A 14,617-nucleotide genomic window follows, 5' to 3' on the forward strand; every position below is an offset into this window, starting at 1 on the left:
TCTTTTAACTTAGCTCGCATAGAATTTCATGAAACAATAATCTATGACAGCTGCCGAATTGATTAGTAATATTTTTTTACCATTATCTCTAGCGATTATTATGTTAGGTATGGGAATGACTTTAGTTCTTTCTGATTTTACAAGAATCATTAAATATCCTAAAGCTATTTTAATAGGACTTACAAATCAACTATTACTTTTACCTATTATTGGTTTTTCGTTGGCAATAGTCTTTAATTTAAGTCCTGTAATGGCTGTAGGATTAATGATTTTAGCAACTTGTCCTGGTGGACCAACAAGTAATTTAATAACGCAAATTTGTAAAGGGAATATTGCTTTATCTGTAACACTTACCGCTATTGCAAGTATTGTAAGTGTGCTTACCATACCTTTTATTTTGTCTTATGCATTGTCCTATTTTGGTTCAGATACAAATGTTACAATTAAGCTACCTATTTTAAATACAATTTTACAAATAATGGTAATTACTGTTATTCCTATTGCTATAGGAATGTTTATTCGTAAATACAGAGAAAAATTTGCCAATAGAATGGAAAAAACAATGCGAATAGCATCTACAATTATTTTTATTCTTGTTTTTATCGCTGTTTTGGCAGCAAACTTTAAGTTGATAGGAACAGCAATGAAAGAGGTGGGATTGGTTACTTTGTTGTTAAATGTAGTTACTATGGCAGTTGGTTATTTAACAGCTAAATTATTTAATTTAAACATAAAAAATGCAATTTCAATAACAATTGAAAGTGGGATACAAAACGGAACGCTGGCATTTGTAATTGCTACAACCATCCTAAATAACATAGAAATGGGGATACCTACGGCAGCTTATTCTATCTGGATGTTTATAACCGGAGGAATTTTAATGTGGCAATTATCAAAAAGGAAAACTATAGGAGAATCTAAATAGTTTTTTATCTCACAACTTAGGAGCTCTTATTTTATTTAAGTGGGATTATGTCACTTAAATTTCTTTTACATCAATTATTGAATTGATTATGCTTGTTCTGTTATTGATTTTAAGCGGTAAAAAATACATGATACTTTTTCTATTTATTTCATGTATTCATCAAAAGTACCATCATTATAAAATACTACAATTCGCTGTATTGTTTTTCCGTCATTAGAATTCGTTGCAAATAAAGATGGAGCAGAAGTGGTGTTCTTTTCTTCTTTTTTAGGAAAGCTTCCTTTGCCATTTAACAACCATTGAATATCTACATCATTAAATTCTGAAGTAACTTTTAAAATAAAATCTAAACTAGGTTTATTTCTTCCAGACAAAATATGAGAAATACTAGAACGCTGCACTCCAACTTTATCAGCAAATAAAGAGGCTGATAATTGATGAAAATCCATCACTTTTTTTAAACGAGAAGTAAATTCTAAAGTGTTTATCATTGTAACTTGGTAAAGGTATACAAATGTAAAGTATCTTAAATCAATAACAAAACAATTCTAAAACAATCGATATTTTACGTTCTTATTAGTTAAATATAAGCTTTATATAAAATACGTAAGTGATTGAAATATAGATTTTTGAAATTCATGTATAAATAAAATCAATTCAATGAAATTAAACAATTTACACAAGTTGCTTTATAAAAAGCATATGTTTACAAAAGTAACAATTAAGCTTGATTTTTGAATTTACATTTGTAACATGTTTACAGTTTACAATTGTAATCTTTTAGTTTGATGACAATTGTGAATAGTCTATTTTTGTTATTTACTAGAAAAATATTTAGCATGAAGATTTTATCCACAGATTTTTTAGAAACAATATTTAAAGAACAAAAAGAAAATACCCTTTTTGGAAAGTGGATTACATTTAAAGACATTAAAGATTTATTTAATAAGCACAATAAAATCTTTCAAATTTCAGAAATAGGAAGCTCTGAAGAAGGCAGGCCAATTTTACAATTAAAAATAGGTACTGGTAAAAAGAGAGTTTTCTTATGGTCTCAAATGCACGGAAATGAAAGTACTGGAACAAAAGCATTGTTCGACTTATTTAATTGTTTTTCCAATTCTAATAAAGATGAGTTAAAAACTATTTTAATTGAATGTACTTTATTGTTTATTCCAATGCTAAATCCTGATGGAGCTAAAGCATATACTCGAGTAAATGCAAACAACATAGATTTAAATAGGGATGCTGTAGAAAAAATAGCCAAAGAAAGTAAACTTTTAAGAAGTGTTCTAGAAGATTTTAATCCTCAATTCTGTTTTAATTTACACGATCAAAGAACAATTTTTGGAGTAGAAGGAACAAAGAATCCTGCAACAATATCTTTTTTAGCACCTTCAGAAGAAGTAAGCAGAACAATAACAGAAGGTAGAAAACAAACCATGAATGTTATTGTTGCTATGAATAAAATGTTACAACAAATAATTCCTGATTTTGTAGGTAGATATACAGATGAATTCTATCCAACTGCAACAGGAGATAATTTTCAAAAATTAGGATATAACACCATTTTAATAGAGTCTGGTCATTATATTAATGACTACACTAGAGAAGACTCTAGAAAATTTACTTTTTACTCTATATTACAAGGCCTTTATCATATTGCATCTTCATCAAACTTCAATACCTATAAAGAATATTTTAACATTCCTAATAATGATAAAATATTTTATGATGTTATACATAGATATTCAAATCCTAAAAATGATATAGCATTTCAATATGAAGATAAAATTATTGCTAACAGACTCGTTTCAAATTTGATAAAAGTTGAAGAAGAAGTAAGCAAAACAAAAATTGGACATAGCGAAATCGTTTTCGACGAATAATTTTCTTAAATATTTCTTAGGTTTATTATGCTTTAATTAAATTAAAATCATAAATTTGCAGTATTAATTGAATAATACTCAAAAAAAATATGAAAAAATTTACCCTAGACGAAATAGATCATCAAATTTTAGACATCTTGATTGAAAACGCAAGAACTCCATTTACTGATATTGCAAAACAATTATTAGTTTCAGCAGGAACCATTCATGTTCGTGTAAAAAAAATGGAAGATGAAGGTATTATTCAAGGCTCTACTTTAACATTAAACTACGAAAAAATGGGCTATTCATTTATAGCACATGTTGGAGTGTTTCTAGAAAAAACATCAATGACACAAAGTGTTATTGAAAATTTAAGAAAAATTTCTAATGTAACAGTAGCTTATGTAACTGCAGGAAAGTATAATATTTTCTGTAAAGTTAGAGCAAAAGGAACAAACGATGCAAAAGATATTATATATCAAATAGATGATGTTCCTGGAGTTAAAAGAACAGAGACTATGATTGCTTTAGAAGAAAGTATTAATGACAAGAAAAGAATGATGCATGCTATATTCAAAGATTTATAAAAAGCATTAAATTATAATATAAATCCTTATCAGAAATGATAAGGATTTTTTTATGGTATAATATTCTTTATTGTTATGTTTGTTATCTTTATGAAATTTATAATTTATGGCAGCAAAAATTGAATTTACTTCAAATTCCTCAATAAGCAAATCTACTTTATTACATTTATATAAAAGCATGTTAAAACCTCGATTAATAGAGGAGAAAATGCTTATCTTATTGCGTCAAGGAAAAATTTCTAAGTGGTTTTCTGGAATTGGTCAAGAAGCAATTTCTGTAGGAGTTACTCTGGCATTGCAAAAAGAAGAATACATATTACCCATGCATAGAAATTTAGGAGTTTTTACTACTAGAGAAATTCCTTTGCATAGATTATTTTCTCAATGGCAAGGAAAAATGAATGGTTTTACAAAAGGAAGAGATAGAAGTTTTCACTTTGGAACACAAGAATATAATATTGTGGGAATGATTTCTCATTTAGGCCCACAATTAGGAATTGCAGACGGAATTGCATTAGCAAACAAACTAAAGAAAAATAATAATATTTGCGCTGTTTTTACCGGTGAAGGAGGAACCAGTGAAGGTGATTTTCACGAAGCTCTTAATGTTGCAGCTGTTTGGAATTTACCTGTTTTATTTTGTGTAGAGAATAATGGCTATGGTTTATCTACCCCAATTTTAGAACAATTTAAATGTAAAAATATTGCAGACAAAGGAATTGGTTTTGGTATGGAAAGCCACATTATTGATGGAAATAACATACTGGAAGTATATACAAAGGTTTCTGAAATTGCAGAAAGCATTCGTAAAAAGCCAAGACCTGTTTTGTTAGAGTTTAAAACCTTTAGAATGCGCGGACATGAAGAGGCTAGTGGAACAAAATATGTACCCAAAGATTTGATGGATTTTTGGGTAGCTAAAGATCCTTTAGAAAATTTTCAAGAATATTTAAAACAAGAGGGAATTCTTACAGAAACTATAGAAGTTTCTTATAAAGAAAAAATTACCCATGAAATAAATAAAAATCTTCAAATTGCTTTTGATGAAGAAAAAATTGTTCCGAATTTAGAAACAGAATTAAATGATGTTTTTAAACCTTTTAATTATCAAGAAACAAAAGCTTCATCAACCAAAAATAATATTCGTTTTGTGGATGCTATTTCGGATGGATTAAAGTTATCTATGGAAAAACATGATGATTTGGTAATTATGGGGCAAGATGTAGCAGAGTATGGTGGTGTTTTTAAAATTACAGATGGTTTTGTTGAAGCTTTTGGTAAAGAGCGGGTTAGAAATACACCAATTTGTGAATCTGCTATTGTTTCTGCAGCATACGGATTATCGGTAAACGGAATGAAAGCCGTAATGGAAATGCAATTTGCTGATTTTGTATCGTCGGGTTTTAATCCGATTGTTAATTTATTAGCAAAATCAAATTATAGATGGAATCAAAATGCAGATGTTGTAGTAAGAATGCCTTGTGGAGCAGGAGTAGGAGCAGGTCCTTTTCACAGTCAAACAAATGAAGCTTGGTTTACAAAGACTCCTGGCTTAAAAGTAATCTATCCTGCTTTTCCTCAAGATGCAAAAGGTTTATTATCCGCAGCAATAAATGATCCAAATCCTGTATTGTTTTTTGAACATAAAGGATTATATAGATCTGTTTATCAGGAAGTTTCTGAAGGATATTTTACTACAGAAATTGGAAAAGCTGCTATTTTAAAAGAAGGTAAAGAAATGACTATAATTAGTTATGGAGCAGGAGTTCATTGGGTTTTAGAAGCTTTAGAAAAACTACCAGAAATTTCTGCAGAAGTAATTGATTTAAGAACATTACAGCCTTTAGATGTTACAACAATTTACAAATCTGTTAGAAAAACGGGTAAAGTAATGGTAGTACAAGAAGATTCTTTATTTGGTGGAATCGCTAGTGATATTTCTGCACTAGTTACAGAAAACTGTTTTCAATCTATAGATGCGCCTGTAAAAAGAGTGGCTAGCTTAGAAACACCAATTCCTTTTCAATCGGATTTAGAACAACAATATTTATCTAAAAATAAATTACAAGAAGAAATCCTTAAATTATATCAATATTAATTTTAAAATTGATTTATTTCTGTAAATATTAGTACATTTTTTTTCCTTAAAAGTAATATATTTAAAGCATCAAAATAAATCCTTAGAAATGAAGAATAAACAAATCATCTTTAAAAAACGACCAATTGGAACTCCAGATACAGATACTTGGCAGTTAGAAACGAATCCTGTACCTGAATTACAAGAAGGAGAAATATTAATTCAGCAGCATTATGTTTCTTTAGATCCTGCAATGCGTGGTTGGATGAATGATTCAAAATCATACATTCCTCCTGTAGCCATTGATGATGTTATGAGAGCGGGTTCTATTGGGAAAATTATTAAAAATAATGGGAATCCTAAATTTGAAGTTGGAGATTGTGTTACTAGTTGGGGTGGTGTACAACAATATGTTGTAACAAATGGAGATGGTTGGTATAAAGTTGATGAGCGTTTAGCTCCTATGCCAATGTATCTTGGTACTTTAGGTATGCCTGGAATGACAGCCTATTTTGGTATTACAGAAGTGGGTAAAATTAAAGATGGTGATATTGTATTGGTTTCTGGTGCTGCTGGTGCAGTAGGAAGTATTGTTGGCCAAATTGCTAAAATTAAAGGATGTATAGTAATTGGTATTGCTGGGGGGAAAGAAAAATGTGATTATTTAATTAATGAATTAGGTTTTGATGATGCCATTGATTATAAATCTGAAAATATTTATTCTGCTTTAAAGAAAAAATGTCCAAAAGGAATTGATGTTTATTTTGATAATGTAGGCGGAGTTATTTTAGATGCTGCTTTAAGTAAATTAAGAATGCATGCAAGAGTGGTTATTTGTGGAGCAATTTCTCAATACAATAACAAATCTAAAATTAGTGGACCAAGTAATTATTTATCTTTATTGGTAACACGTTCTACTATGCAAGGTATGGTAGTTATGGATTATGTGAAAGATTATGCTATTGCAGCAAAACAAATGGGAATTTGGATGCAAGAAGGAAAACTAAAATCTAGAGAAGATATTTATGAAGGAATTGAAAACTTTGAAGAAACTTACCAAAGACTATTTTCTGGAGAAAAAAACGGGAAACTTGTTTTAAAAGTAATCGAAGAATAATATAGTGGAACATTTTTTTCAATGTCCACATTGTTGGGAGCGTATTTCAATGCTTTTAGATGCAAGCGTATATCAACAAACATATATTGAAGATTGTGAAGTTTGTTGTAACCCAATAGAGATTACATCAATTTTTGAAGAAGGAGAATTAATCTCTTTTCACGCACAATCTATAGAACAGTAAAGAATAAGAATCCTGTAAAAACAGGATTCTTATTGTAACGGATTTTCCCAGTCAAAATTTTCAAACAAAGACTTCCAATCTACTGGAAATGTAGCTTTTAATAATACATCCTCTGAAGTAAAAGGGTGTTTAAATTCTAGTTTTCCTGCATGTAAAAACATGTTTTTCCAACCAAAGTTTTCGTCAAACATCATATCATGGTTCTTATCACCATATTTTGCATCTCCAATTAAAGGATGGCTAATTTTGTTCATATGGATTCTTAATTGATGCATTCTTCCTGTTTTTGGTACTAATTCTACTAAACTATAGCGTGATGAATCATAGGGTTTTACGGGTATGTTTAACGTGATTTGTTCTAAGGTTTTTAAATGTGTTAATGCTTCTTTATGTACATTTGCATCACGTCCTTTTACGGGAGAATCTATGATTTTTGTAGTAGGAGAGTAACCTCTAACAATTCCGTAATATATTTTCTGAATTTCATTGGTTGTGAATAAATCTTGAAATTTAGAAACATAATGGGTTTCTTTTGCTAACAAAATAATACCTGAAGTTTTTCTGTCTAATCTATGAATAGGGTAGACTTTTAAACCAGTTTCTTGAAAAATTAATTGTAACAAAGATGTTTCATCTGCAACATTTCTAGAATGATGTGCATGATGTACTAACATATTATTAGGTTTGTTTACACAAATAATATATGCATCTTCAAAAATGATTTCTAAATTCATTATTATAAATTATAGTCAAAAATAGGGTTCTTATTGATTTTTTGCTTTGTTTTTATTGGAGAAATTTAAATACTGAATTAATAGTATTGAAATTGACCCACAAATAAAGAAACCAATAAATAAAGGTAAAGCAGTATTGTTTAAAAAGCCTCCAATATATGTGGCAATAGGAACTGCCATAATAGTAGATACAAACCCATTTATTGCAGCTCCAATACCTGCTATGTGACCTATTGAATTCATAGCTAAAGCTCTTGTGTTACCAAACAAAAAACCTAATGCAAAAAATTGTATCCAAAAAAAGGCAACTAAAACATAGATACTAGGGTTGCTTTTGCCTGTATACATAAAAATATAAATTACAGGTATTATTGTAAAAACAATGGTAAAAATATTTACTAATTTAGACATTCCCCATTTTACTACTAAGGTTCCGTTTAGAAAAGTAGCTATACCAATACCAATTGCAAGACCTGCAAAAATAAATGGAAACTCTTCTTTTAAATTGTATTGTTCTTCAAAAATTAGTTGACTTGCACTTAGGTATACCATAAAAGATCCAGTAATAAAGCCAGAAAATAAAGTAAAAATTACCGCATCTTTATGTTTTATAAATTCTTTAGTACCATCTATAAAAAGAGAGAATTTAAATTTTTTCTTGTTTTCTGGTTTTAGTGTTTCGGGTTGTCTTTTCCATAACCAAACCATTACAAAACATCCAAATAGCAATTGGCTATAAAAGATAGATTTCCAACCGTATAAGTCTAACATAATTTTACCTATTGCAGGCGCAACAACGGGAACAAGAATAAAAATAACGACAATAAAAGACATTACTTTTGCCATGTAGTTTCCACTAAACCGGTCTCTAACCATTGCTATACTTATAGTTCTTGGAGCAGAAAGACCAACACCTTGTAAGATTCTACCAAAAATCATCATCTCTAAATTATTTGCAAAAATACACACCAAACTGGCCATTGCAAAAATGATAAAACCGACATAAATAACTGGTTTCCTTCCAAAACTATCGGATAGTGGACCCGAAATTAATTGTCCGAATCCCAACCCTAAAAAAATCATGGTAATTAATAACTGGTTATTTTGCTGATCGGTAACATTGATAGATAGACTAATGTCTGTAATCGCAGGTAATAAAGCGTCTATAGATAATGCCACTAAAGACATTAAAGAAGCCATAATTATTATAAATTCTAACTCGGTTTTTTGTTTAATTTCCATGGAAACAAAAGTAGTTTTAATTCGTGTAATAAGTAGCAAAAGATCTTTAAAATAAAGGCCAAAAAAAAGAGCTGCAAATACTGCAGCTCTCTTTTATTTTATAAGGGAAATCTTATTCATTTCCTATTTGGTTAATATCTAAACCAGTATTTTCAAACTCAAGATTTAATCCGTCTGTTTTCTTTAGAATAAAGTTTACAATGATGGCACCAATCCATCCAACAATAAAGCCTATAATAAAGTATAAAATAGGTGCTAAGATAATCATAATGATACCGCCACCAAATATAGCTCCTAGAGCACCTGCATCAGAACCTAATCCTATTAAGCTAGTAAATAAGAAAGCAATAGATAACATGATAAAAGACAATAGTGCCATAGTTGCCCCTGTAATAATACCATATTTTACAGCATCAACCTTTTTTAGTTTTAATTTTAAATTACTCATAATATATTAATTAGTTAGTTAGTATGAACAGCTAAAGTAAGGAAATCATTTAAAAAAGCCCTCTAGATTTTAATTCTAAATATTTGTTTATGGTATCTCCTGTTAAATCTTCTGGTTTTGTAAGTACAGATTGTATTCCGTATTTTTTTAATTCATTAACTATACGCTTTTTTTCGTACATGAATTTTTCTGCTATGATGCTATCATAAACTTCTTGAATGTTCTTTGCTTTGGAAGTAATTAGGGAATCTAATTCTGTATTTTTAAAGAATACAACTAAGACCAAATGGTTTTTTGCTAAGGCTCTTAAATAAGGTAGTTGCCTGTTTAAACCATCCATGGTTTCGAAATTGGTGTATACAATTAATAAACTTCTGTGGGTAATTTTTCTTTTAATAACGGTGTATAGCGTACTAAAATCTGATTCTGAGAAATCTGTTTTGATGGTATGTAGTGCTTCTGATATTAAACTCATTTGAGAGTTTCTTTTTTCTGCGACTACCCAGTCTTCTAAATTTTTAGAGAAAGACAACATTCCAGCTTTGTCTTGTTTTCTAAGAATTACGTTGCTAATTGCTAATGTGGCATTTATGGCATAATCTAATAAGCTTAAACCATTAAAGTGCATTTGCATTGCTCTTCCTTTATCTATAATAGAATATACGGGTTGCGACTTTTCTTCTACATATTGATTTACCATTAATTGGTTGCTTTTTGCAGTTGCTTTCCAATTTAAAGTTCTGATGTCATCGCCAGCAACATATTCTTTAATCTGTTCGAATTCTAAGGAATGACCAATTCTTCGTACTTTTTTTGTTCCGTAAGAAACCGATTGATTTTGGAATGCTTTAAAATCAAACTCTCTTAACTTTAAAAAAGACGGGTAGCATTTTAGTTCTTTTTCTTGTCCTAAGATATATTTTTTGGTAGCTAATTGTAGGGGAGAACTTGTATAAACATTGATACAACCAAATAAGTAAATACCTCTTTCTTTGGGTTTTAAATTGTAATGGATTGTTTTTTCTTCTTTTTTTATTAACTTTTGATTGAAGAAAAAGTCTCTTTTTTGGAATTGATAAGGTAATTCTTCTATTAATGATAGATTTGCCACAAAAGGGTATTCGCTTTTTATTTTTAAAGAAATCTTATTATTATCGCCATTAGACAAACGTTCTGGTAAAAACCTTTGGATAGTTATGGCATTTTTTGTTTTGTAAAGAATAAAAACATCTATAAGTGTTAATATTACGAGTATAAAAAGCAACACTTTAGAGATTTCGAAAAATATGGGTATAAAGAAGCCCATTACAAAGAGTATTGCAATTGCTCCTAGTATATAGAAGAACCTATTGTTTAAAAATAAAGTGTTATAAAAGTGTTTCAATGTTTTTTGTGCTATTTGCTTGTTGGCTTTTGGCGGTTAGTAGAAAACTAAAGGCTAGAAGCCTCTTTTTTTATCTAGGGATTTCTACAGCCTCTATAATTTGTTCTATGATTTGTTTGCTTGTTAAACCTTCCATTTCTCTTTCTGGAGTTACTATAACTCTATGTTGTAGCACCGGAATTGTAGCTCTTTTAATATCTTCTGGAGTTACAAAGTCTCTACCATTGATTGCGGCAAAAGCTTTAGAAGCTCCTAAAATAGCAATACTTGCTCTTGGAGATGCCCCTAAATATAAGAATGAATTAGAACGTGTGTTTACTACAATGTTGGCAATGTATTTTAATAGGTTTTCTTCTATGTTTATTTGATTGACAAGAGCTCTATATTCGACTATTTTTTCACCAGAAATGATTGTTTTTATTTGCTCCATTTTAGTAGTGTTTTCTAATGCTTGCTCTTTCATAATTATTTCTAATTCTTCATCGGCATTAGGGTAGGCTACGTTAATTTTGAATAAAAAACGGTCTAATTGAGCTTCTGGCAATCTGTATGTACCTTCTTGTTCTATAGGGTTTTGTGTTGCTAGTACTACAAAAGGTTCGTTCATTTTGTAGGTTTTACCATCTATGGTTACTTGTTTTTCTTCCATTACCTCGAAGAGTGCTGCTTGTGTTTTGGCTGGCGCTCTGTTGATTTCATCAATTAAAATCATGTTAGAGAAAATTGGTCCTTTTTTAAACTCGAACTCTGAGTTTTTTACATTGAAGATAGAAGTACCTAGAATGTCTGAAGGCATTAAATCTGGCGTAAATTGGATTCTACTAAAATCTACATCTATGGTTCTGGACAATAATTTAGCTGTAATGGTTTTGGCTACTCCAGGAACCCCTTCTATAAGTACATGCCCGTTGGCTAAAAGTGAAACAATTAGCAAATCCATCATATCTTTTTGCCCTACAATTACTTTTTGCAGTTCTTTTTTGATTTTAAAAACGCTTTCTTGTAATTGAGATAAATCGATTCTACTGGTAAATTCTATCTGCTCTTGAGCATCTGTAACTACCTTGTTTTCTGTATTTTCGGTAGTTTTTGGGTTGTTGTTAGGTGTTTCCATATATTTTATTTTCTAAAGAAATTATCTATCATTTTATGTAAAACTAGTAGATTTTCTTCTGAGCATTCTACTTTTTTATTTAATGCAATAATAGAATTGATTAAGTATTTTATGTTTTGTAGTTTGTTTCCTGATTTTGCGGCTAACTTTTCTATAAAACTTGCGTTTAAGTTAGAGGTATCTAACAGATATTTTGTTCTTACTTTTTCTAGGAAAAAGGCAATCTTTTTATCGACAAGGTTTTTATGATCGTTTTCTTTTAAATACAAACTAGATATGGTTTGTGTAAATGCCACTGTTGTATTTTGTAGAGGATGTATTATGGGGATGACTCTTTGTTTTCTTCTGGCGTTAAAGAGCATAAATAGGAGTAGCCCCACAAAAGAGACTATTAGAAACCAGGTAAGTGTTTTGTGTTTTAAAAAGAACTTAAATACTGATGTATTGTCTTTTTCTCTTTTGTTTGAGTACTTGCTATATTTAGACATTGGATCCCAAAGGACGGTAATATTGTTTAGGTAAGAAAACACATTTTCTGTATAGGTTTCTTTGTCTTTTAATAAATAATAATTGGTAAAAACTATTGGATTGGTGTGTATATAAATGGCTCCTTTACCGTGGTATATTTTTATAAAATTAGGTAATTTTTCTCCGTCTATTTCTGTGGTACCTAAAACGATTGTTTTATTGGTATTGTATTTTACAATGTAATTTCTTTGAATGTTTCTATCGAAAGCATAGGTGTTGTTTTTAAAGGCCTCATTTTCTAAGTAAAAGTTTCCTTTACGTTTTTTTAAGTCTGCTATTTTGTAAACTTGTTTGTCTAGATTGTTTGTAGTAAAGTCTAGCTGTTCTTTTAAGTAATTACTAAAAGTATTTAAAGAAATAAACGCATTGTTACCATCAGAAACAAAAGATAATAGGTTGTCTACCCCAGAATCTGTAATTTTATAAGCATTGTCTTTTATACAAATGTAGTTGCCAAAATCTTTAGAAGTGGTACTGTAATTGTTGTATAAATAATCGTAAATATTTTCTTTTAAATACACCACATCATTGGTATTTAAAAAGTCTTTTGCTTCGTTGTAAAGTATGTAAGTACCAAAAGGGTTTTTATCTTTTTCTCTAAAAGACTCGTTCCAGTTAGTTTTATTACAACTAGTTAACTGCACTATGAGTAATAGAATTCCTATTTTTATGTAGTTTGTATTTTTCAACTAATTGATTTAAAAAAAGATTTGTATTTGTTTTCTACTACTTTAAATTTGTTTTCTTCTATAGGAAACTCTCCGTACCAAACGTAAGCGTATACATAAGAAAGGTAAGAAAACTGACTTCTAATGTCTTTGTTTTGTATTTCGAAAAGGTATTCTGAGTTGGTTTTGTCTTTGTGATAGTCTATGAGTTTGTTTTGAGATAGCTTTTTTAATATAGAAAGGTAATAATATCTTACGGCTAATCTAAAGTTTTCTTGCTGTATTGCTTTTTTAAGTAAGGTATCTAGATCTATTTCGTGAATGTCTTCTTCTTGGAAAATTAACTTTTCTGCTACTTTTTTCTTATTTCGTTTAAAGTTCCAGAAGCTTGGGTCTGTGCCTACAAATGTTTTTAGAATGATTAGTATTAAAACAGCTGCTAATAGAAAAGGAAATATGTTTTTAAAGAAAAAGAGTATTGCAGCCACAATAGCCTTGGAAATAGGAGAGGGCTTGTTGTTTTCTTCTTCTTTGGGTTGTGCCTTTTCTTCTTCTTCTGTATAATGAAAGTCTTTGCTGTTGTATTTTTCTTTTAAATTATCTTTAAACTCTTTTTTAGAAGAAAAGTTAGTGGTTTTGTTGTAGACAATAGTATCTGTATTTGCCTTTGTTTCTATGACAGTTTTTGAATTCTGTTGCGAGTAAGTTGTGAGTACTACGGCTACTAAAAAGAGAGAAAATAAGTGCTTTTTCATTAACGTAGTGCGTGTTTTTTAGCCACTTTAAAAGGTAAAACCAAATAATAATAGCTAATTGTAATGAAACTAAAAAGTATAATTGCAAAGCAAAATATTGTAGGCATTGTATTAGAATATCTGGTAATGTATCCTTCTAAGAAAGCCGCAAATATGGTAAAAGGAATGGTGCTTATAAATATATAAAAGGCTTCTTTGACTCCGATTTTAAAAGACTGAAAACGTTTTAAGGTTCCAGGAAATAATATGCTTGCGCCCACAATATAACCCGCAGCAGCTTCTATAATCATTCCGAAGATTTCATAAGTACCGTGTATCCAAATTCCTTTTAAACTATCGAACAAACTGTTGTGTTGATAGAAGAATGCTTGAAAAACAGCTACCATGATGGCGTTGTAAACAATGTAAAAACCGGTACCAATACCAACAAACAAACCAGAAAGGAACATGTTTAAACCTACTCTTTGGTTGTTGTCGTAAATGCCAATAAAAGTACCCCAGTTGCTACCGCTTTTGTAAATAGCCATGGCGTCTCCGTTGCTAATGTTTTCTAAAGTTGTGTCTACATAATGATTTCCTAGGATTTGTCTGGCAAAATTTTCGTCATTAAAAGTAGAAAGTAATCCTATAAAAAAGCAAATGAAAAAGAAAATGAAAGACAAATAAATGTATTTTCTGTATTTGTAGGAGAGGAGTGGTACTTTGTCGAAAAGAAAGTATAGAAACACATTTGTATCTCTACGTTTAGAGTCGTATACCTTATCGAAACTAGACTTAGCCAGTTTGTTTAAGTATATGGTAACTTTACTTTTTGGGTAATAGGTTTGTGCATATACCAAATCGTTCATGATTTTTATATGCAGGTTGGCTATGGCATCTGGACTTTTTTTCTCTTTATTTGAAATTAGTTGTTCAAATTCGAGCCATTTTTCTTTATTTTGCTTTATAAAAGCGACCTCTCTCATTAAGAGCGAATTTAACCA

At 29.9% G+C, this 14,617-nt stretch carries 15 protein-coding genes; 6 read left to right on the forward strand and 9 right to left on the reverse strand.

All coding sequences use genetic code 11. The annotated features are described in order from the left end of the window. The first annotated feature begins 43 nt into the window (after positions 1-43). Entirely contained in the window at positions 44-925 is an 882-nt protein-coding gene (locus tag MC378_RS04880) for a bile acid:sodium symporter family protein (RefSeq protein WP_242177603.1), read from the forward strand. A gap of 143 nt (positions 926-1,068) precedes the next feature. Here MC378_RS04880 and MC378_RS04885 read toward each other — a convergent pair whose 3' ends face one another. Beyond that, positions 1,069-1,416, reverse strand: coding sequence for a helix-turn-helix domain-containing protein (locus MC378_RS04885; RefSeq protein ID WP_242177604.1), 348 nt, complete (start codon positions 1,414-1,416; stop codon positions 1,069-1,071). 348 nt (positions 1,417-1,764) lie between these two features. On the opposite strand from MC378_RS04885, the gene MC378_RS04890 reads away from it, so the two are divergent. From MC378_RS04890 to MC378_RS04910, 5 genes are all read left to right on the forward strand, one after another. Further along, positions 1,765-2,814: a M14 family zinc carboxypeptidase gene (locus MC378_RS04890; RefSeq protein WP_242177605.1), complete on the forward strand. Its 1,050-nt coding sequence runs from the start codon at positions 1,765-1,767 to the stop codon at positions 2,812-2,814. Positions 2,815-2,903: 89 nt separating this feature from the next. Then, positions 2,904-3,383 carry an Lrp/AsnC family transcriptional regulator gene (locus MC378_RS04895; protein ID WP_242177606.1) on the forward strand — a complete coding sequence of 160 codons (480 nt, stop codon included), beginning with the start codon at positions 2,904-2,906 and terminating at the stop codon, positions 3,381-3,383. Positions 3,384-3,489: 106 nt separating this feature from the next. Continuing rightward, on the forward strand, positions 3,490-5,481 hold the full coding sequence (locus MC378_RS04900; protein ID WP_242177607.1) for an alpha-ketoacid dehydrogenase subunit alpha/beta: 1,992 nt from the start codon (positions 3,490-3,492) through the stop codon (positions 5,479-5,481). Positions 5,482-5,569: 88 nt separating this feature from the next. Then, the gene (locus MC378_RS04905; RefSeq protein ID WP_242177608.1) at positions 5,570-6,577 is read left to right on the forward strand and encodes an NADP-dependent oxidoreductase; all 1,008 of its coding nucleotides are present in this window, start codon (positions 5,570-5,572) and stop codon (positions 6,575-6,577) included. Position 6,578: 1 nt separating this feature from the next. Beyond that, complete coding sequence (locus MC378_RS04910; RefSeq protein ID WP_242177659.1) at positions 6,579-6,761, forward strand: CPXCG motif-containing cysteine-rich protein; 183 nt, start codon at positions 6,579-6,581, stop codon at positions 6,759-6,761. Between the two features lie 29 nt (positions 6,762-6,790). Here the strand turns inward: MC378_RS04910 and MC378_RS04915 are convergent, their stop codons facing one another. The 8 genes from MC378_RS04915 to MC378_RS04950 all read right to left on the reverse strand — a co-directional run bounded on the left by MC378_RS04915 (position 6,791) and on the right by MC378_RS04950 (position 14,599). After that, positions 6,791-7,495, reverse strand: a complete 705-nt coding sequence (locus MC378_RS04915; protein WP_242177609.1) for a pseudouridine synthase — start codon at positions 7,493-7,495, stop codon at positions 6,791-6,793. A gap of 30 nt (positions 7,496-7,525) precedes the next feature. Continuing rightward, on the reverse strand, positions 7,526-8,737 hold the full coding sequence (locus MC378_RS04920; RefSeq protein ID WP_242177610.1) for a multidrug effflux MFS transporter: 1,212 nt from the start codon (positions 8,735-8,737) through the stop codon (positions 7,526-7,528). 112 nt (positions 8,738-8,849) lie between these two features. After that, complete coding sequence (locus tag MC378_RS04925; protein ID WP_242177611.1) at positions 8,850-9,185, reverse strand: hypothetical protein; 336 nt, start codon at positions 9,183-9,185, stop codon at positions 8,850-8,852. A 49-nt stretch (positions 9,186-9,234) separates the two neighbouring features. After that, positions 9,235-10,491, reverse strand: a complete 1,257-nt coding sequence (locus MC378_RS04930; protein ID WP_242177612.1) for a DUF58 domain-containing protein — start codon at positions 10,489-10,491, stop codon at positions 9,235-9,237. Between the two features lie 148 nt (positions 10,492-10,639). Then, positions 10,640-11,683, reverse strand: coding sequence for an AAA family ATPase (locus MC378_RS04935; protein ID WP_242177613.1), 1,044 nt, complete (start codon positions 11,681-11,683; stop codon positions 10,640-10,642). A gap of 5 nt (positions 11,684-11,688) precedes the next feature. Then, a complete protein-coding gene (locus MC378_RS04940) occupies positions 11,689-12,900 on the reverse strand; it encodes a DUF4350 domain-containing protein (RefSeq protein ID WP_242177614.1) in 1,212 nt (403 codons plus the stop codon). Next, positions 12,897-13,634, reverse strand: a complete 738-nt coding sequence (locus MC378_RS04945) for a hypothetical protein (protein WP_242177615.1) — start codon at positions 13,632-13,634, stop codon at positions 12,897-12,899. The genes MC378_RS04940 and MC378_RS04945 overlap by 4 nt, the downstream gene beginning before the upstream one ends. Then, on the reverse strand, positions 13,634-14,599 hold the full coding sequence (locus tag MC378_RS04950) for a stage II sporulation protein M (RefSeq protein ID WP_242177616.1): 966 nt from the start codon (positions 14,597-14,599) through the stop codon (positions 13,634-13,636). Before MC378_RS04950 ends, MC378_RS04945 begins: the two co-directional genes overlap by 1 nt. Positions 14,600-14,617: the final 18 nt, after the last annotated feature.

It is taken from the genome of Polaribacter marinus, from assembly GCF_022662535.1.
Taxonomy (GTDB): domain Bacteria; phylum Bacteroidota; class Bacteroidia; order Flavobacteriales; family Flavobacteriaceae; genus Polaribacter; species Polaribacter marinus.

Excerpts from the sequence above, each read along its gene's own strand:
- MC378_RS04880 (WP_242177603.1), top strand. The coding sequence starts at position 44 with ATGACAGCTGCCGAATTGATTAGTAATATTTTTTTACCATTATCTCTA.
- MC378_RS04885 (WP_242177604.1), bottom strand. The coding sequence starts at position 1,416 with ATGATAAACACTTTAGAATTTACTTCTCGTTTAAAAAAAGTGATGGAT.
- MC378_RS04890 (WP_242177605.1), top strand. The coding sequence starts at position 1,765 with ATGAAGATTTTATCCACAGATTTTTTAGAAACAATATTTAAAGAACAA.
- MC378_RS04895 (WP_242177606.1), top strand. The coding sequence starts at position 2,904 with ATGAAAAAATTTACCCTAGACGAAATAGATCATCAAATTTTAGACATC.
- MC378_RS04900 (WP_242177607.1), top strand. The coding sequence starts at position 3,490 with ATGGCAGCAAAAATTGAATTTACTTCAAATTCCTCAATAAGCAAATCT.
- MC378_RS04905 (WP_242177608.1), top strand. The coding sequence starts at position 5,570 with ATGAAGAATAAACAAATCATCTTTAAAAAACGACCAATTGGAACTCCA.
- MC378_RS04915 (WP_242177609.1), bottom strand. The coding sequence starts at position 7,495 with ATGAATTTAGAAATCATTTTTGAAGATGCATATATTATTTGTGTAAAC.
- MC378_RS04920 (WP_242177610.1), bottom strand. The coding sequence starts at position 8,737 with ATGGAAATTAAACAAAAAACCGAGTTAGAATTTATAATAATTATGGCT.
- MC378_RS04925 (WP_242177611.1), bottom strand. The coding sequence starts at position 9,185 with ATGAGTAATTTAAAATTAAAACTAAAAAAGGTTGATGCTGTAAAATAT.
- MC378_RS04930 (WP_242177612.1), bottom strand. The coding sequence starts at position 10,491 with ATGGGCTTCTTTATACCCATATTTTTCGAAATCTCTAAAGTGTTGCTT.
- MC378_RS04935 (WP_242177613.1), bottom strand. The coding sequence starts at position 11,683 with ATGGAAACACCTAACAACAACCCAAAAACTACCGAAAATACAGAAAAC.
- MC378_RS04945 (WP_242177615.1), bottom strand. The coding sequence starts at position 13,634 with ATGAAAAAGCACTTATTTTCTCTCTTTTTAGTAGCCGTAGTACTCACA.
- MC378_RS04950 (WP_242177616.1), bottom strand. The coding sequence starts at position 14,599 with ATGAGAGAGGTCGCTTTTATAAAGCAAAATAAAGAAAAATGGCTCGAA.